Origin of the sequence: Magnetofaba australis IT-1, from assembly GCF_002109495.1 — a bacterium.
In the GTDB taxonomy this organism is placed as follows: domain Bacteria; phylum Pseudomonadota; class Magnetococcia; order Magnetococcales; family Magnetococcaceae; genus Magnetofaba; species Magnetofaba australis.
Map to the genome: position 1 here is coordinate 1 of NZ_LVJN01000020.1, position 16,211 is coordinate 16,211.

General features: G+C 60.5%; 17 protein-coding genes. 10 read left to right on the plus strand and 7 right to left on the minus strand.

Annotated features, from left to right (window positions below):
• The coding region (locus MAIT1_RS12335) for an Hpt domain-containing protein (RefSeq protein ID WP_198947887.1) at positions 1-939 on the minus strand (939 nt) is incomplete at its 3' end.
• Positions 940-1,100: 161 nt separating this feature from the next.
• On the opposite strand from MAIT1_RS12335, the gene MAIT1_RS21550 reads away from it, so the two are divergent.
• From MAIT1_RS21550 to MAIT1_RS12355, 5 genes are all read left to right on the plus strand, one after another.
• Positions 1,101-1,649: a hypothetical protein gene (locus MAIT1_RS21550; RefSeq protein WP_143814818.1), complete on the plus strand. Its 549-nt coding sequence runs from the start codon at positions 1,101-1,103 to the stop codon at positions 1,647-1,649.
• Positions 1,646-2,020: a hypothetical protein gene (locus MAIT1_RS12340; RefSeq protein ID WP_085442589.1), complete on the plus strand. Its 375-nt coding sequence runs from the start codon at positions 1,646-1,648 to the stop codon at positions 2,018-2,020. The genes MAIT1_RS21550 and MAIT1_RS12340 overlap by 4 nt, the downstream gene beginning before the upstream one ends.
• Positions 2,021-2,178: 158 nt before the next feature.
• The gene (locus MAIT1_RS12345) at positions 2,179-3,186 is read left to right on the plus strand and encodes an NAD(P)H-dependent flavin oxidoreductase (protein WP_085442590.1); all 1,008 of its coding nucleotides are present in this window, start codon (positions 2,179-2,181) and stop codon (positions 3,184-3,186) included.
• A 300-nt stretch (positions 3,187-3,486) separates the two neighbouring features.
• Positions 3,487-4,437, plus strand: coding sequence for a flavin reductase family protein (locus MAIT1_RS12350; protein ID WP_085442591.1), 951 nt, complete (start codon positions 3,487-3,489; stop codon positions 4,435-4,437).
• A 196-nt stretch (positions 4,438-4,633) separates the two neighbouring features.
• Complete coding sequence (locus MAIT1_RS12355) at positions 4,634-4,984, plus strand: hypothetical protein (RefSeq protein WP_085442592.1); 351 nt, start codon at positions 4,634-4,636, stop codon at positions 4,982-4,984.
• 245 nt (positions 4,985-5,229) lie between these two features.
• Here the strand turns inward: MAIT1_RS12355 and MAIT1_RS12360 are convergent, their stop codons facing one another.
• From MAIT1_RS12360 to phnD, 4 genes are all read right to left on the minus strand, one after another.
• Positions 5,230-6,072, minus strand: coding sequence for an SIR2 family NAD-dependent protein deacylase (locus MAIT1_RS12360; RefSeq protein WP_085442593.1), 843 nt, complete (start codon positions 6,070-6,072; stop codon positions 5,230-5,232).
• 449 nt (positions 6,073-6,521) lie between these two features.
• On the minus strand, positions 6,522-7,007 hold the full coding sequence (locus MAIT1_RS12365) for a GNAT family N-acetyltransferase (RefSeq protein WP_085442594.1): 486 nt from the start codon (positions 7,005-7,007) through the stop codon (positions 6,522-6,524).
• Positions 7,008-7,009: 2 nt separating this feature from the next.
• Entirely contained in the window at positions 7,010-8,992 is a 1,983-nt protein-coding gene (locus MAIT1_RS12370; protein ID WP_085442595.1) for a sensor histidine kinase, read from the minus strand.
• A complete protein-coding gene (gene phnD, locus MAIT1_RS12375) occupies positions 8,992-9,870 on the minus strand; it encodes a phosphate/phosphite/phosphonate ABC transporter substrate-binding protein (protein ID WP_158089463.1) in 879 nt (292 codons plus the stop codon). The genes MAIT1_RS12370 and phnD overlap by 1 nt, the downstream gene beginning before the upstream one ends.
• Before the next feature lie 558 nt (positions 9,871-10,428).
• On the opposite strand from phnD, the gene MAIT1_RS12380 reads away from it, so the two are divergent.
• The gene (locus tag MAIT1_RS12380) at positions 10,429-10,704 is read left to right on the plus strand and encodes a hypothetical protein (RefSeq protein WP_085442597.1); all 276 of its coding nucleotides are present in this window, start codon (positions 10,429-10,431) and stop codon (positions 10,702-10,704) included.
• 300 nt (positions 10,705-11,004) lie between these two features.
• On the plus strand, positions 11,005-11,388 hold the full coding sequence (locus tag MAIT1_RS12385) for an Hpt domain-containing protein (RefSeq protein ID WP_085442598.1): 384 nt from the start codon (positions 11,005-11,007) through the stop codon (positions 11,386-11,388).
• Between the two features lie 68 nt (positions 11,389-11,456).
• Here the strand turns inward: MAIT1_RS12385 and MAIT1_RS12390 are convergent, their stop codons facing one another.
• Positions 11,457-11,723 (minus strand): hypothetical protein, encoded by a 267-nt coding sequence (locus tag MAIT1_RS12390; protein ID WP_085442599.1) that lies wholly within the window; start codon positions 11,721-11,723, stop codon positions 11,457-11,459.
• Positions 11,724-12,423: 700 nt separating this feature from the next.
• Between MAIT1_RS12390 and MAIT1_RS12395 the strand changes: the two genes are divergently transcribed.
• On the plus strand, positions 12,424-12,861 hold the full coding sequence (locus tag MAIT1_RS12395) for a response regulator (RefSeq protein ID WP_085442600.1): 438 nt from the start codon (positions 12,424-12,426) through the stop codon (positions 12,859-12,861).
• 5 nt (positions 12,862-12,866) lie between these two features.
• Positions 12,867-13,292, plus strand: a complete 426-nt coding sequence (locus tag MAIT1_RS12400; RefSeq protein ID WP_085442601.1) for an HIT family protein — start codon at positions 12,867-12,869, stop codon at positions 13,290-13,292.
• Here the strand turns inward: MAIT1_RS12400 and MAIT1_RS12405 are convergent, their stop codons facing one another.
• Positions 13,293-14,177, minus strand: coding sequence for a chemotaxis protein CheX (locus MAIT1_RS12405; protein WP_143814819.1), 885 nt, complete (start codon positions 14,175-14,177; stop codon positions 13,293-13,295).
• Positions 14,178-14,454: 277 nt separating this feature from the next.
• Between MAIT1_RS12405 and MAIT1_RS12410 the strand changes: the two genes are divergently transcribed.
• A complete protein-coding gene (locus MAIT1_RS12410; protein ID WP_085442603.1) occupies positions 14,455-16,089 on the plus strand; it encodes an alpha-D-glucose phosphate-specific phosphoglucomutase in 1,635 nt (544 codons plus the stop codon).
• Positions 16,090-16,211 lie beyond the last annotated feature (122 nt).

The following is a 16,211-nucleotide window of genomic DNA, read 5'->3' on the forward strand; positions in this document are numbered from 1 at the left end:
AGCCGGGGCCGCCGCTTCGGCGGCGGGCGCCTCTGCGGCGGGTGCGGGCTCTTCGGCTGCGGAGTCATCGCCGGAGCCCAATTTCTTGGCTTTTTCGGAGACCTCATCGGGGACGATGATCCACTTGATGGTCTCCATGGGCACTTGGATCAGCGACTGCAGCAGATCCTTCTCCAGCACGGTGGTGAGCAGCAGATCCAGTTGATCGCCGACGCCGTCGAAGCTGCTGGAGGTGTCTGGATGGGTTTCGCACACTTTGCCCACGGTGGAGAGCAGGCTCTCGACCTTTTCGTACTCGGCTTGCTTCTCCTCGGCCGAACCGCTCATGGGCATGGCCACGGTGAAGAACTTCTGGCCGTGTTTGATCGCCTCAGCCACCGACTCCAGGTGTTTGCCCAGGTCGAAGGTGTGATGGCCGCCCGCAGCGGGGGCGGGGGCCGACGCGGCGGGCGCCGGAGCCGACTCTTCCGCGGCGGGCGCAGCGGGGGCGGGCGCTTCGGCGGGCGGCGCTTCGGCCGCAGGGGCGGGCGCAGAGTCGCCGCCGCCTTCGTTGCCGTCCAGAATCGCTTGAATGGTGGCGATCTGTTCGGTGGCGTCCACCGATTCGCTGTTGGCCACGTCGTTGATCATGGTCTGGAGCTTGTCCAGACCTGAGAGCAGACTATCGGTCACCGCCGGGGTGGGCACCATGGCGTTTTCGCGCACCTTGCCCAGCAGGTTTTCCATGGTGTGGCTGAGTTTGGTGATGGCGGTCAGGCCGAAGAAGCCGGCCGAGCCTTTCACCGAGTGCACGCTGCGGAACAGGCGGTTGATCACCTCGGAATCGGTGTTCTCCCCCAGCTCTTCCAGCGTCAGCAGATCCGGTTCGATGGTTTCCAGGTGCTCGACGGCTTCCTGCACGAACATGCCTAATAGTTCGTCACTTTCGTCTTCGCTCATCGCTCAGGGCTCTTTCGTCTGGACGGTTGGAAGGGCTCTTCTATCTCGAATGGCAAGCGCGCCGGACGGCGCCTGCGCGCCTCTGACCCGATGTGTCATTCGTCTTGTATTCATTTGCGTTCATTGACGCCGGGCGCGATCAAATTCAGGTAATATCGCGCATGGAACTCGACGCGGCGCAGGCGTTGTGGGGTTGGGCCAGAGGCTCATCCCCGCAGCGTCCCCTTCCCCTGGTTCGGGATCTCAAGACGCTTTCACGCGCGCATTGCGAAACAGGCTTCCACGCCAAATTGAATTCGACCGTGCGTCCGACAATTGTGATAAACCAAGGCGCCGCCCGTCAATCTCTAATTTCATTCATTTTTCACGGCTGTGGCGCATCTGTTCCATTATCGGCTCTGTGGAGCGCGCTCTTGAGCAGCAAAAGCCGCGCCAGCGCCGCCTTGGAAATTAAGCCGCGTTTGGTTCGCCAGAAATTTTTTTATATCATTTTTTCGGCGCAGCCGTTAGGATATCGACGCTTTTGTCAAACTATCGACGCACCGCTTCTCAACCAAATCCTTTGCTTTTGCTTCACTCTCTGGTCTGTGGCTCTGCGCGCCAGCGCTGGATGGCAGAGCCGCATGGCAAAGGCGTTTGGACATAATTCGCCGCGCAAGACGGCTTGTCACGGTTATTTTCAGGGGAGTGCCACATGCGGAAATCAATGATTTCTGAACTATTGGAAGAACCCGCCTTCGACAACAACGATACCCATTTGTGGATGGCGGTTATGGACCGCGCTGTACGGGATCTGATCGCTCTGGAGCGCTATCGTCAAGATCCCTCCGTGATGGATGACCCGGTATTTCGTTACGACTACCGCACCTTGAAAAAGTGGTTTCATTCCACCTCCATGGAGCCTGGCTCCTTCAACTGGATCTGCTCTTTGGTCAATATTGACCCCAAATGGGCGCTCAAGCGTCTGGAAGAGCGACTGAAAGTGTGTCTGTTGCCGGAATCGCGCGCCGCCGATGGCAAAAAACGCGACAAGGCGTTGGCCGAGGAGTCCCTGCTGGACGCCGCCGCACAGGCCGCCTGACGCGCGACTCATCAGACCAACTCAGCGTGCAGAAGACCGGGCTTATGCCCGGTCTTCGCGTTTTCGGCGCGCGCGTTGATTGCGAGGCGCGTGGGCGCAGACGCCGGACAGACCTTCATTCTTTATAAGAATCAAAAATCGTAAGGAGCCGAATCGAGATGAATGTGGATCACATGCGCGCCGCCTGGGAGCGCGGCAAAGCGTTTCTGGGCTCCCGCTACGCCATTTTGGGCGGAGCGATGTCGTGGCTGTCGGAGGAGAATCTGGTCTCCGCCATCTCCGAGGCGGGCGGTTTTGGCGTCATCGCTTCGGGCAATATGCCGCCGGAGCTGCTGCGCGCGCAGATTCAAGGGGTGCGCGCGCGCACCGACAAACCGTTCGGCGTCAATCTGATCGCCCTCAACCCGGAGCTGCCGGAGCTGATCCGCATCACCGTGGAGGAGCAGGTGAGCCACTGCGTCATCGCTGGCGGCTTCCCGGACAAGAGCACCTTGGCGGCGCTGAAGAATGGCGGGGTCAAGGTGATGGCGTTTGCGCCCAATCTGGCGCTGGGCAAGCGCTTGATCACGCGCGGCGTGGATGCGTTGATTATCGAAGGCCATGAAGCGGGCGGCCATGTGGGTCCGGTGGCGCTGTCGGTGCTGGCGCAGGAGATTCTGCCGCATCTGACCGAAGCGCCGGTGTTCGCTGCGGGCGGCGTGGGCGATGGCCGTATGGTGACGCAACTGGTGGCCATGGGCGCGTGCGGCGCCCAGGTGGGCACCCGTCTGGTGTGCACCGATGAGTGCATCGCGCATGAAAACTTCAAGAAGCTGTTCCTCAAATCCAGCGCCAAGGATGCGGCGGTGACGGCGCAGTTCGACCCGGCGCTGCCGGTGATTCCGGTGCGCGCGTTGACCAATGCCGGCACCAGCGCCTTCAATGATCTGCAACTGGCCTTGCTGGAGAAGGTTAAGGCTGGCGAGTTGGAGAAGAAGGCGGCGATTCTGGAGCTGGAGCACTTCTGGGTGGGCGCGTTGAAGAAGGCGGCCATCGATGGCGATGTGGAGAATGGTTCGGTGATGGCGGGGCAGAGTGTGGGCCTGGTCAACGCGATTCAGCCGGTGGCTGAGGTGATTGAGGAGCTGGCCGCCGATGTGGAGCGGCTCATCGCACAGCCGGGCTAAGAGGTTGATTTACCCGTAAGGGTGAACCGCTGCGGCGATGGCGTGTCAAAACAAAGGCTGTCCAAATCATAGTTACGCAAAATCAAAATTGGTCTGGGATATTCTTCATGCAAATGAAGAAGCCAAACTAACGGGGGTCCAGGGGAATCATTCCCCTGGCGGGTCGAGGGCAGAGCCCTCGCGGGTCCAGGGCGGCGCCCTGGTCGGGGTCTGGGGCGAAGCCCCAGTCTCTTAACAGCATCCCCGCACATTTTATCTTCCAGTCCTCTTTCGATTTTGATTCTCTATAAGGAGTTTTCCATGCTGGTGGATTTCAACGCCTTGTCGCCGTCGCAGATCTACTTCGCCATGTCGCAGACCATCACCCCGCGTCCCATCGCGTGGATTCTGTCGGACAATGGCGATGGCGGGTTCAATCTGGCCCCGTTCTCCTATTTCAACGGCGTGTGCAGCGATCCGCCGCTGATCATGTTCTCCGTCGGCGCCAAGCGTGATGGCGCGCCCAAGGACACCCGCGCCAACATCGCTCTGCGCTCGAACTTTGTGGTGCACATTCCCCATAGCGGGCAGGTGGAGGCGGTGGAGAAGAGTGGCGACGCGCTGCCTCCTGGCGAGTCCGAACTGACCGCGTTGGGGCTGGAGACGGTTCCGTTTGGCGGTTTCCCGCTGCCGCGTTTGCGCGACTGTCGCGCCGCGTTTGCCTGTGAACTCTATCGCATGGACCTGATCGGCAACGCGCCGCAGGCGATCATCTATGGCCGCATCCGCTCCATGTGGTTGGATGATGCGGTGGGCGCCCATGACGCCAAAGGGCGGTTGTCGGTGGACGCCACCGCGCTGGACGCTTTGGGCCGTCTGGGCAATGAGTATTCGGCGTTGGGGCCGTTGCTGCGTCCCGGAGCATCCGCGCCTGCGGCGCCCAAGCCTGCGCCGACCCCTGCGGCGGCAGTCAAACCAGTCCCGGCGCCCAAACCGGTGATGGAAGAGGAGCCGCCGGTCGATCCCAACGATCCCAAAGCGGTGCGGCGAGCCAAACGGCGCCAGCATAAGAAGGCGCATCTGTCGGACCTGCGGCATCAGATCGACATGGTGCTGGGTGGTCCCGACTATGCCCAGACCTCTTATGAGAAGCGTCAGGAGTTGGCCGAGTGGCTGATGGATAAGCTGCAGCGGGCCAAGTGGGTGGATGAGCACGTCATCGCCACCGAACTCTATCTGTTGCGTCACGACCATCCCGAGCGTTTCCATTAACAGGCGCCCCGGGGCGTTGATTGCTGATTGAAATGACAGAGCCCGAAGGCGACCCCTTCGGGCTCTTTGCATGGCGGGCGATCTCCCACGCTGCGCGCAACCATTTGTTTATCGGCAACACACAAGAGACAATGAGCGCCAGGACACAAGATCAACCCTGGCTGGTGACGAACCATCAATTTTCAAGGAGAGGATAATGGGACTGTTCGGATCTCTTTTTGGCGGCGGTGGCGACGACAAACGCGAGCAGGAGAAAGAGGCGGCGCGGGCCCGTGTTCCTGAGCTGTTGGAGACGCTCTATCTCTGGAATGGGGAATTCTCCGGCGATGTGGAGGAGGCCATCAATGAATACTACTCTCTATCGCACAACGTGCTGGGCTCTGAGACGCCGCCGTTGGAGCGCGGACGCATCCCCACCCGCGACCTGAGCGCACTGTTTCCTGAAGGCGTCCCCGACGATGTGTTGGTGGCCGACCAGGATGGGCTGTGTGTGGTGGAGATTGCCCCCAACCACTTCGGTTTGCAGGAGCGCGAGGATTTCGATTGAGGCTGGATGCGTTATTTACCACGCTTCACCAAGTCACAAATTTTGCTCAGTGGAAGATGAAAGATATCGAGGGCTTTGCCCTCGAGCTCCCAAAGACCAAACCTTGGGGCGCCGCCCCAAACCCCGCTGGGGCCGCGGGCCCCAGACCCCGCCGCCGACCAGTCGGCGGCCAATAGTCAGCGCTAGCTCCCCCTGCGTCACGCAAACATTGGCTGTTCTGTGCCGTTCTGGCTTCGCATGGATGATTATCCCATCGCTTGATGAATTTGCTCCAGCGCCGCCAGTGCGCCCATGGGCAGCGCAATGTGCCGACTGCCCGGCAGTTGGCAATCCCTCGGATTGATGCGAATCAGCGTCACGTGGGGCGACGCCGCCAGCGACTCGCTGAAGTGACGCACCGTCGCCACCGCTTCGCCCGCGCCCAGCTCCACCACCGCCAGCGTCTTGCGCTCGCTTAATGACAATCCATTCAGCCAACCCTGCAACCGCGCGCGCTCCCTCTCCGCGCGACCGCCCAGCCAACTCCAGTCGCCGAACATCAGAATGTTGGGTCGCGCCAAGCCGCCACACTGCGCACAGCGGGGCAGGGGATCGACGGCCAGAAAGGTCGATTCATCCACCGTCACTTGGGTGGCGTGCGCCGACCAGATGCCGTCGTGACACGGTTCGGCGCACTGCAGATGGTGAATGGAGCCATGGCAGGCGTGCAGCCGTTGGGGGTCGAATCCCGCCTGTTCGAATTGACCATCCACATTGGAGGTGAACACAAAGCCGCCGCCCGGGCGCGCATCCATCCACTGCTTGAGCAGGGAGAATCCGGCGTGGGGGGTGGTGTGGCGATAGAGGTTGAGGCGGTGGCCATAGAAGCCCCAGGCCAGGGCGGGGTTGTCGTTGAACCAACGGGGGTCGGCCATCTCGGGGAAGCTTATGCCGAGTTTGCGCAGGGGCGGGTAGGCGCGCCAGAAGCCTTCGTCGCCGCGAAAGTCGGGCAGGCCGGAGTCGACCCCCATCCCGGCCCCGGCGGAGATGACCAGCGCATGGGCGGCGTTGATTACGTCGGCGGCGCGTTGGATGGAATCGGAGTTCATAACAAAGCCCCAGTATCTCAATGATCCAAACGACGATGAGCGCGCAGGACAATCGGCCGAGTCAAAATGCGCAAGCACTGCGCAGGAGTTTGTGGTCCAAGAGGTCCAGGAGGCTGGCCTCCTGGCGGGTCGAGGGCGGCGCCCTCGTGGGGTTTGGGGCGAAGCCCCAATATCTCCCCTGGCCCCCTTATCTCTTCCACAAACGCCGATGAGCGCGCAGGACAATCGGCCGAGTCAAAATGCGCAAGCACTGCGCAGGAGTTTGTGGTCCAAGAGGTCCAGGAGGCTGGCCTCCTGGCGGGTCGAGGGCGAAGCCCTGGTGGGGTTTGGGGCGAAGCCCCAATATCTCCCCTGGCCCCCTTATCTCTTCCACAAACGCCGATGAGGCCTGCCGGGGTTTGGGGCGAAGCCCCAATATCTCCAAGCCGCTCAATTCACTTTCCGCCGCTCTATCCCAAACTCTTTTTCAACTTTGGTCCACCGGTGATCTCAAAGCCTTGGCGTTGGTAAAAATCCAATGTGCGCTCGAATGCGGGCATGGGCGGCGTGGTGGTTTCGATGCGCACCCAACCGCGCTCCTGGCCGAGGGCCTGAGCGGCGTCGAGCAGCACCGCGCCGATCCCTTGGCTGCGCGCTGCGGGTCGGGTGATCAGCTCGGAGAGTACGCCATAGACGCCCTGGGCGTAGAGCGCGTGGGCTTCATAGAAGAGGGCGCAGCCGAGGATGACGTTGGCGTCATTTTCGGCGCAGGCCAGCAGCGCCAACATGCGCCCCTGTTGCAGCCATTGACGCGCCAAGGTCACGCTATGGGCGCGATCCATGGCGAAATGCGGCGCGCCGGTGCGGTCAATGATCTCATCGGTCAACGCCTGCACCAGATCAGCAAGCGCTTCGGCGTCGGCAGGGGTGGCGCGACGAATGACGGTGTGAGGCATGGTCAGGGCTCTCGGGGATAGGAGCGCGGATCGATGGGCTCGGAGACGTCATCCTCCAGAGGCGTTACAGGGGGTAGGCGCAGGGTGAAACAGGCGCCTTCGTCGGCATTGTTGGCGGTCAGGGCGCCGCCCATCTTTTCGTCGATAATCATTTTGGCCATGTAAAGACCGATGCCGGTGCCCTTCTGCTCACTCTTGGTGGTGAAGTAGGGCTCAAAAATCTGGTCGATCACCGCTTCATCAATGCCGCCGCCGTTATCACACACCTGAATGGCGGCGCCGTCGGGGCTATCCTCCAGCTGGATCCAGACCCGACCATCATTCAGGCCGCTATCGAGAATGGCGTCTTTGGCGTTGGTGAGCAGCACCATCAACACCTGCACCATTTCGTTGGGATAGCCTTCAGTCCACACCGGCAGCGAGGGACCGTCCAAACGCAGGTCGATGCTGGCGCTGGAGAAGGTGGCCGCCACCAACTCCATGGCCTCCTGCACGATGCGGGTCAGGTCATAGCGGGTGCGCCGGCGATCGGGGCGCATGAAGTTGCGGAAATCGTCGATAGTGGTGGACATCTGCCGAATCAAACGGCGGGATTTTTCCATCTGTGTATTGAGAAAGGCGTCGTCCAACTGGCCATATTCATAGGCGTCCTGAATGTTGGTCAGGGTCAGCGCCAGGGCGTTAAGGGGCTGGCGCCACTGGTGGGCGATGTTGCCGATCATCTCGCCCATGGCCGCCAGGCGCGACTGCTTCATCACCAGCGCATCCTTGCGGCGATTCTCCATCACTGCGTCGCGCACGCGGCGCTCCAGGTCGCGATTGAGCCGCTCGGCGGCCAGACGATGGCGTTGCGCCTCTTCGTCGGCGCGGTTGATCTCGATGAATCCGGCCAATGCGCCGCCCAGCGCCTCCAGAAAGCCCATGCCCTCCTGGTCCTCGTCGCGCCACATGGGTCCGCGCTGGGAGAACACCACCCCCAACAGTCGTGGACCGTGCAGAATGGGGATCGCCACCGCGCCATACTCTTCAGGCTGCGGATCGGGGCCCATTTCGCCATCGCCGGGGCCCAACAGGGTGGGTTTGCGGCGTCCAATGGCGCGCCAGAAGGCGCTTTCGGCTCCGTGCAGACGCACCCAGCGTTGCCGTTGGGCGTCACTGAGACCCAATGACGCGGCGAGGCTGAAATACTCGCCGCCCGGCTCCAGCAGGAACAGACCGGCGCGCACCGGACGCTGCAATCCCGGATGCACGTGCAGCAGCTCCAGCGCCAGCTCCAGACGCTGCGCCAGGTTCACCGGCTCCAGGGCGCTGCGCAGATAGCGGTTGATGGCGCTCTGATAGTGGTGCGCCAGTTTCAGATCCAGCTCCGCTTTGCGCCGTTCGGAGGCTTCCCACTGCAGTTGGCGATTGGCTTCATCCAGGGAGGCGGCGTTGGCGGACATGGCCAGCGCTTCGCGGCGGCGGCGCAGGGATTGGCGCACCGCCAGAATCAGACTCAGCCACATGAACAGGGCGATGCCGCCCAGCTTCAACGCCAGATCGGATTTGCTGCGCGCGACGATGGCCATGTCGTGGCTCATGGAGAGGCGCGCGCGGCCGCGATAGGAGTAGGCGATCTCCTGGGCCAGAGTGAGCTGTTCGTTGGCGCCTTTGCCTTGGGCGTGATACTCGGCCAGCACCGAGCCGTTGGAGGAGGTGAGCAGGATCTCGGTGGCTTGGGGGTGGCTCTTGCCCCACTCTTTGACAAACGGGGTGATCTCTTCGTAGTCGCCGCGCTCCAGGGCGTCGCGAATGGAGACGCTGAGCAGGTGATAGACCGCCTGCGCCAGGCGGGTCTGCTCCTTTTCCAGGGTCTGCCCATGCTGGGTGACCACCACATACACGCCCAACGCCAGGGCGCACGCCAGCACCCCCAGCACGACGCTGTTGCGCCAGAGCTGCCGGTTGAGCGACGCCGCGTTGTATTGGGCGTTTTCAGAGGGCATTAGGGGATCCCTGCAGCCGCCAGTTCCGCCATCTGTTCGGCCAGGTGGTCATACTGCTGCGCAGTGACCGGTCGCAGAGCGGTGGCGCCCTTTTTCAGATTGTTGAGAATGGCGCGTCCGCGTTCGGATTCACTGAGGGCGAAAAAGCTGGTGCGCAGCTTTTCGATCAGTGCTTCCGGCAGACCGGCGCGGGCCACAAACAGGTGCTCCGGCGTGCGTTCAGTGCGCGCCACTTCGCGCAGGCCGCGGCCGCGGAAGCGGTCGAACACCCCCTCCTTCATGGCGCCGGCGTCGAAATCGCCCGCCAGCACCGCCAGGGCCACATTGACGTGGCTGCCGAGGAAGGCGTGACCGGCCAAACGCTCCTGAGTGACCCCCGCATGGCGCATCATCAGACGCGGCAGCAGGTGGCTCATGGTGGATTTGGGATCGCCAAAGGCCATCAGGCGTCCTTTGAGATCTTCGAGATTATGGATATTGGAGTTGCGTTGGGTGGCGATAACGCCTTGGAAGTAGGGTTTGCCATGAATCTCCAGCTGCGCCAGGGGGGGCTTTTCGTAGCGTTGTTCGCCCAGCCCCACATACAGCGCCGGACCAAGGAAGGCGATGTCCACCTTATCGAAGCGGACATGATGCATATGATCATCATAACTGGAGCCGATGCGCACGGAGACTGGCTGACCGACGGATTCCGCCAGCCAGTCGGCCAGAGGGGTGAAGCGGGAGAGTAACTCCTCGCGCGGTAGATAGGGGTGCACCGCCAGCAGCAGGGAGGGGCGCGCAGTCTCGGCGTGAGCGGCGAAAGCGCTCCACTGGGCCAAGCCGATGAGCGCCAGCGCCAGTGTCGTTTTCAGCAATCGTCGGACAGATCGCGGCATGGAATTCAGCTCCCGGTCTGGTTGGGTCATGAATGGATTGGCAAACGCTCTTCACCATACCACTGTGCGGCGCAATGAGCAGCCGATAATACCCATCAAATCGCTGTTGCGGGCAAAATTGCGCAGACGCGCGCATTGGACCTGTGAAAACCCCTGTGAAATGTTCACAAATAATTGAATAAAAATGTTATATTTATGGCTGTGTGTTCTGTTGAGAGGGTCAATTGCACACTGTTTGGCAGCGACGGCGGCATCTTGAGCCGAGTATTGCAGAGCAAAGGATTAGTCTGAAAATCAGCGCCGCCAGATATGCGGTGAAGCGTCAATCTGTTTTTCCATTCCGACGCGGGAGAGGCAAAATTTTTTGATAAATTTTTGCCTTGTACAGCGTCGTCGACGCAGAGACGGGCTGTTGTGAGTGGTGTGGATATTGCATTGATTTGTGTAAAAGAAAATTTTGCGCAAATCCATGACGTCGCCCCCATGAGGCGCCGCTCTGGGCGCGGAATCCACGTCACGCCGACTGCCGACGGCGACAGGATAGACTAGGAGCGAAATATGAACGCTTCGATTCACTCACAAACCGCCGCCGCCATGCGGCTGGAAACCCGTGATGATTATGAAGAGGCGCTGGTGCGCGTTGAAGCGTTGCTGGAGACGCTGGAGCCCGACCCCTCAACGGAGGCGGAACTGACGGCGTTGATGGCCGCCATTGAGGAGTTTGAGAACACGCTGTTTGCGCGCAATGCCGAGCGTCGTCGGCAACGTCCCAAGCCGCGTTTGACCACACCCGCCGCATTTGCCCCAACGCCGCTGCCGTTCCATTCGGTGTAAATCGTCGGCGGCGTTCTTGAGTCCGCCGCCAAGAGGGCGATTTTTGCTATCGCCCTCTTCAATGGCTCGCGCCACGCTGTGTTGGCGGATCTCTGCAGGGGCGCGCCTGTGCATGATATTTAAAAATAGCGATGTCGCGCGTTGAGACATCGCGCCAAAGCCACTATAGTGCCTGCACAAGTCGCGCTGTCCAATATCGGGATGAGAGGCGGTTTGTGGTTGTGTTACGGTAGGGCAATGGGGGGGGCCTGATTTCATCCAGGCGTTTTTTTGCAATTTTTTGATTTTGAGGATTTCGCAATGAGTGACATTGAGCGCGCCAACATTGAGGCGCGTATTGATGAAGAGGTCGCCCGCGATCTGCTTGGCGCAGTGGGCCGTCGTGTGTTTGAAGATCTGCTGGGTCGCTTTGAACAGAGCGTGGACGAGGGTGTGGCGGAGATCGAGCAGATGGCGCATGAGGCGCGCTGGCGTGACTGCGCCGCGCGCCTGCATCGCATGGCGGGCGGGGCGGAACAGTTTGGTATGGTGGCCATGGCCGCGCGGGCGCGGGAGCTGGATCATCAGACCCATGATGGCTCAGCGTGGAGCATCCTTGCTCCCGAACTGGCCGCGCTCAAACACGGCGCCGACGACGACTTGAAAACCCTGCGCGCGCTCGCATCCCTACTCGCGCCGCAGTAACCGGCAATCCTTTGCCCGTTTTGTGTGCATCCTGCCCGCGTGCGCTTCCGTGCGCGCGGCCTGCGTTGTTATGCGTCGTTGTGGAAGTCGCCTTCCAGGAAGTGCGACATCAACTGACCGCTGGCGCAGGCCTGTTCCGTCACTTCCAGAATGCGATCACAACTGGCGCCGCGCAGCATGGCCACGGTGATGACATGGGCCAGGGCGGTTTCATAGAACCCCTGCGCCTCATCAGCTTCCACCCGGTGCGCCAGATCCGCCAGAATCTCCAGCGCGTCTTGCGCGGACACGGTATCGTTGGCGGACGGTAATTCGAATTTATGTTGAATGCCCATTTCGACTCTCCCGCGCTTAAGCGCGCATCGAACAGCCTGATTTTTATGTTGAGACTCGCGCCACAAGCGACGCGATGTGCCTGAGTGTCCTCAAAGCACTATCTATGCCAAATATAACATACTCTGTGTGAGTCTGTCAGATTATTTTCTGATATCTTAAAAATTATCAATAAACACAACTTTGTATGCATAACATCAACACGCGGGCAATTTTGCGCAAATACCACAAATCTCCCACTATTCACATAAAATACTGCGTATTACCGGCAATTTACTCCGGTTATGTCAAATTTCAATCGCTCCGCCTCTATCGCAATTCGCCCGTTCCACGCCGCGTTTTTCAATCCCATCCTGGCAAAATGCAAAACGCCTTGCAAAATGCAAGAGATCTGCCTGAAATCAGGCGTTAATGACCCCATAAAAAGTCTTGTAATTACGAAAATCAAAACAAATCCAGTACTTTGTAGTTATTTTGCAGGAATTATCCCAATCTGGCCTGTGCGTTGCCCTTATAGAGGTCATAGAGCGAAAGCTTGCGCGCCAGAGAGGCGTCCGTCGGTCAAACGACGCCTGCAGAACGTAAGCACGTCCACGATCAAAGCTTTTTCACACACAGCGCAGGTATTTCAACCTCGACCACTGTGTGCCAATGCGCGTTGGGGCGCGCACGATTTGATAACAAACAGATGGAGGCTTAGTCATGCGTAGCCGCGACATCAGCATTCTTTTAGTGAGTGAACAGGCCAGCCGACGCGGGCAACTGCGCCGCGCATTGTTGCAAGCAGGGTATAGCGTGCGTTGGGCGGCCAGTGGTTGGGGCGCCCTGCGGGAGATGGAGCGCGCCATGCCCCATCTGGTGGTGGCGGATCTGGAGATGACCGGCATGCGCGGCGATGAACTGCTCTCGCGCATCGGCTTGGAGTGGTCCTCGATTCAACGCGTGCTCATCGCCGAAGAGCCGCAGAAGGTCTCTTTTCAGGCTTTGGCCCACGCAGGGGGCTTGACCGTGATGTCCAAACAGGAAACCATGGACAAGGTTCTCCATCAACTGGACTTCCTGTTGCGTCGCCTGCCCGTGCATGAGATGCGTGAAACCCGCGTCGAGCCGCGACTCAGTGAGGTCTGCGTCGGTAAGTAACGTCTATGACTGCATCATTTGAGCTGCATTCGCGCTTGCAAGAGGATTGCGCGTTGGTGGGGGATCTGCCCTGCTGTCGCGTGCTGCTGGCGCGGGATGCGCGCTATCCGTGGGTGATTCTGGTTCCGCGCGTCGAGGGGGCGCGCGATCTGGATGAGCTGAGCGCCGAGGAGGGGTTGGCGGTTCACGGGGAGATGATACAGGTCAGTCGGGCGGTCAAATCCTTGTTTCAACCCACCAAGCTGAATGTGGGCGTACTGGGCAATATCGTGCCCCAGCTGCACATTCACGTCATCGCCCGGTTTGCGGGCGATGATGCTTGGCCGGGTCCCATCTGGGGAGCGCATCCACCGCTCTCCTACCCGCCAGAGCAGTTGAGCGCCCGCGCACAGGAGTTGGCGCAGGCGCTTGGTCTGATGATCAACGCCTGATCAGGCGAAGAAGCACTCCACATAGAACGGTCCGGCTTGCGACTTGAAGAACTGGCGCGCCGACGACAGGCTCTTACTGTAGTTGATCTTGAAGTTGGGGCCGACGATGACGTTGGGCGGGGTCAGGTTGATCTCATCAAAGTTGCCGGAGATGCGCGTCTGGATGCCGCCTGCGATCTGGTTGGCGATCTCGCCTAAGGCGTCCCACACCATCTCCTCCTGCTCGCGTTTGAAATCCAGTGAGTCATCCATCAGCATCGCCCCGGCGGCCTGAATGCCGAAGTGCAGTGGCGAACAGAGGTGCACGCCGCCGGTGATGCCGCCGTTGAACATGATCAACGCGGTCACCTCGGTATCGGGCGGCTCATATTCATCAAAGTGCGAGCGCTCCACGAACGGGCCGGCTTCGGCGCTCATGCCGAGGAAGGCGATGAAGATTTCGTTGACTGCGTCGACGATGTGGTCGCCCAGTTGGGCCTTGAGAATGGCCAGGGCGTCGGAACGCATGGAGACGCCGTCCTTCTGCTTCAGGGCGTCCACATCACCAGCCTGCAGACTCTTGCGCACCACCTTCTCCAGCAGTCCCAGGGTCTCCTGATCGAGCCCCTGGAACGCCAGCCCCACGCCGTCGGAGAAGCCGTTGACAATTTTGGCTTTCACCTGCAGGAAGATGTTCTTGATCTGAACGCCGTCATCCACTTCCAACAGGAATTCGGCCAGGCAGTGATCGGTAATATGCGGGTAGAGCAGCTTCAAGTCGTCACAACCGACTTTCATGCCGCCGATGCTGACATCCTTGGCGCGCGCCATAATGTCCGATTGATTCTTGAAATAAAGGGTGCACTCGGTATCCAGCTCCACCCGTTCATGCTTACGTTCGATCACGGCCGCCCCGCTTGAAAATATGTTCCCAGCCTGTACCCGACTCGCAGCCAACAAGGCCTGCAAAAGATCTATATATAGCAGATAAAACGAAATGAAACCATATCGTCATGGCGGTGTAATCTCACATAAGCGGAAATTTTTCCATCTTGATTCATCTCTGTGCGAATTCTTAACAAGATCACGAATTTTGCCCCTATTCCGTGGAGCCGCAGGCCGCCTTTGAGTATGATGAGCGCAGTGAAATCGGCCCACCCCCTGTCGCTGTCTGGAGCGCCCGATGATTGTGCAGACCCATCAGATCACCCCGTTTGACGACCAGAAACCCGGCACCTCCGGCTTGCGTAAGCGGGTGCGACATTTTCAACAGCCCCACTATCTGCAGAGTTTTGTCCAGGCGATGTTCGACTCTTTGGAGGGTCTTGCCGGTCAGACGCTGGTGATTGGCGGCGATGGGCGCTACTGGAACTGCGAGGCGATTCAGACCATTCTGGCCATGGCGGCGGCCAATGGCGTGGGCCGCGTGCTGGTGGGGCAGGGGGGCATTCTCTCCACCCCCGCGGCTTCGGCGCTGATCCGTCACCATCAGGCGTTTGGCGGCATCATTCTCTCCGCCAGCCACAACCCCGGCGGTCCCGATGGCGATTTCGGCATCAAATATAACGCCTCCAACGGCGGTCCGGCGCCGGAGAAGCTGACCAACGCCATTTTCGCGCGCGCTTGTGAATTGACGGAATACCGCATCATGAGCGACATGCAACCGGTGGACTTGAACCTGCTGGGACAGTTCCAACTGGGCGCCATGTCGGTGGAGATCATCGACCCGGTGAGCCACTACGTGGAGTTGATGGCGCGTCTGTTTGATTTCGACGCCATTCGCGACATGCTGTTGGGCGGATTCCGCATGCAGTTCGACGCCATGCACGCGGTTACCGGTCCCTACGCCAAGGCGATCATCGAAGGGGTGTTGGGCGCCCCCGAGGGCACGGTGATCAATGCGGTTCCGCTGGAGGATTTCGGCGGCGGCCACCCCGATCCCAACCTCACCTACGCCAAGGAGCTGACCGCGTTGCAATTCAGCCCCGATGCGCTGGACTTCGGCGCCGCTTCCGACGGCGACGGCGACCGCAACATGATTCTGGGCAACAACTTCTTCGTCACGCCCAGCGATTCGTTGGCGGTGATTCTAGACAACATTCACCTGGCCCCGGGCTACGCCAAGGGCGCGGTGGGGGCGGCGCGCTCCATGCCCACCAGCGCGGCGATGGATCGGGTGGCGCAGTTCAAGGGGTTGCCCGCTTACGAGACGCCCACCGGCTGGAAGTTCTTCGGCAATCTGCTGGACGCCGACCGCATCACGCTGTGCGGCGAAGAGAGTTTCGGCACCGGCTCCAACCATGTGCGCGAGAAGGATGGTCTGTGGGCGGTGCTGTTCTGGCTCAACATTCTGGCGGCGCGGCGGCAGTCGGTGCAGGAGGTGTTGGAAGACCACTGGAGCCGCTATGGCCGCACCTACTATTCGCGTCACGACTATGAAGAGGTGGATTCCAAGTCCGCCAACCGTCTGATGGAAGGTCTGCGCATGCGCCTGCCGGTGTTGGCGGGGCAGAAGATCGCCGGGCAGGTGATCGACCTGGCTGACGAGTTCGGCTACACCGACCCCATCGACAACAGCCGCACGGATAAACAGGGCGTGCGGATTCTGTTCAAGGATGGCTCGCGGATTGTATTTCGTCTATCGGGTACGGGCTCCCAGGGGGCGACGTTGCGGGTCTATCTGGAGCGCTACGAGCCGGACCCGGAGCGGCATGGCCTGGACGCGCAGGAGGCGTTGGCGGATTTGATTCGCATCGCCGACCAGATGGCGGAGATCCGGCAGGGGTTAGGGCGGGAGACGCCCACGGTGATTACTTAACAAAGGCGCCGCCCGAGAGGGCGGCGTTTTTTATTGCGCCGAAGTCAAAGTGTGTGTGGGAAAGCCTGCGGGCCAGCGCTATCTAATGAGCCGCCGACTGGTCGGCGGCGGGATTCTTAAGG

What these genes read in the sequence shown, in the direction of transcription:
- MAIT1_RS21550 (WP_143814818.1), top strand. Translation starts at nt 1,101, where the DNA reads ATGGAACTCGACGCGGCGCAGGCGTTGTGGGGTTGGGCCAGAGGCTCA.
- MAIT1_RS12340 (WP_085442589.1), top strand. Translation starts at nt 1,646, where the DNA reads ATGATTTCTGAACTATTGGAAGAACCCGCCTTCGACAACAACGATACC.
- MAIT1_RS12345 (WP_085442590.1), top strand. Translation starts at nt 2,179, where the DNA reads ATGAATGTGGATCACATGCGCGCCGCCTGGGAGCGCGGCAAAGCGTTT.
- MAIT1_RS12350 (WP_085442591.1), top strand. Translation starts at nt 3,487, where the DNA reads ATGCTGGTGGATTTCAACGCCTTGTCGCCGTCGCAGATCTACTTCGCC.
- MAIT1_RS12355 (WP_085442592.1), top strand. Translation starts at nt 4,634, where the DNA reads ATGGGACTGTTCGGATCTCTTTTTGGCGGCGGTGGCGACGACAAACGC.
- MAIT1_RS12360 (WP_085442593.1), bottom strand. Translation starts at nt 6,072, where the DNA reads ATGAACTCCGATTCCATCCAACGCGCCGCCGACGTAATCAACGCCGCC.
- MAIT1_RS12365 (WP_085442594.1), bottom strand. Translation starts at nt 7,007, where the DNA reads ATGCCTCACACCGTCATTCGTCGCGCCACCCCTGCCGACGCCGAAGCG.
- MAIT1_RS12370 (WP_085442595.1), bottom strand. Translation starts at nt 8,992, where the DNA reads ATGCCCTCTGAAAACGCCCAATACAACGCGGCGTCGCTCAACCGGCAG.
- phnD (WP_158089463.1), bottom strand. Translation starts at nt 9,870, where the DNA reads ATGCCGCGATCTGTCCGACGATTGCTGAAAACGACACTGGCGCTGGCG.
- MAIT1_RS12380 (WP_085442597.1), top strand. Translation starts at nt 10,429, where the DNA reads ATGAACGCTTCGATTCACTCACAAACCGCCGCCGCCATGCGGCTGGAA.
- MAIT1_RS12385 (WP_085442598.1), top strand. Translation starts at nt 11,005, where the DNA reads ATGAGTGACATTGAGCGCGCCAACATTGAGGCGCGTATTGATGAAGAG.
- MAIT1_RS12390 (WP_085442599.1), bottom strand. Translation starts at nt 11,723, where the DNA reads ATGGGCATTCAACATAAATTCGAATTACCGTCCGCCAACGATACCGTG.
- MAIT1_RS12395 (WP_085442600.1), top strand. Translation starts at nt 12,424, where the DNA reads ATGCGTAGCCGCGACATCAGCATTCTTTTAGTGAGTGAACAGGCCAGC.
- MAIT1_RS12400 (WP_085442601.1), top strand. Translation starts at nt 12,867, where the DNA reads ATGACTGCATCATTTGAGCTGCATTCGCGCTTGCAAGAGGATTGCGCG.
- MAIT1_RS12410 (WP_085442603.1), top strand. Translation starts at nt 14,455, where the DNA reads ATGATTGTGCAGACCCATCAGATCACCCCGTTTGACGACCAGAAACCC.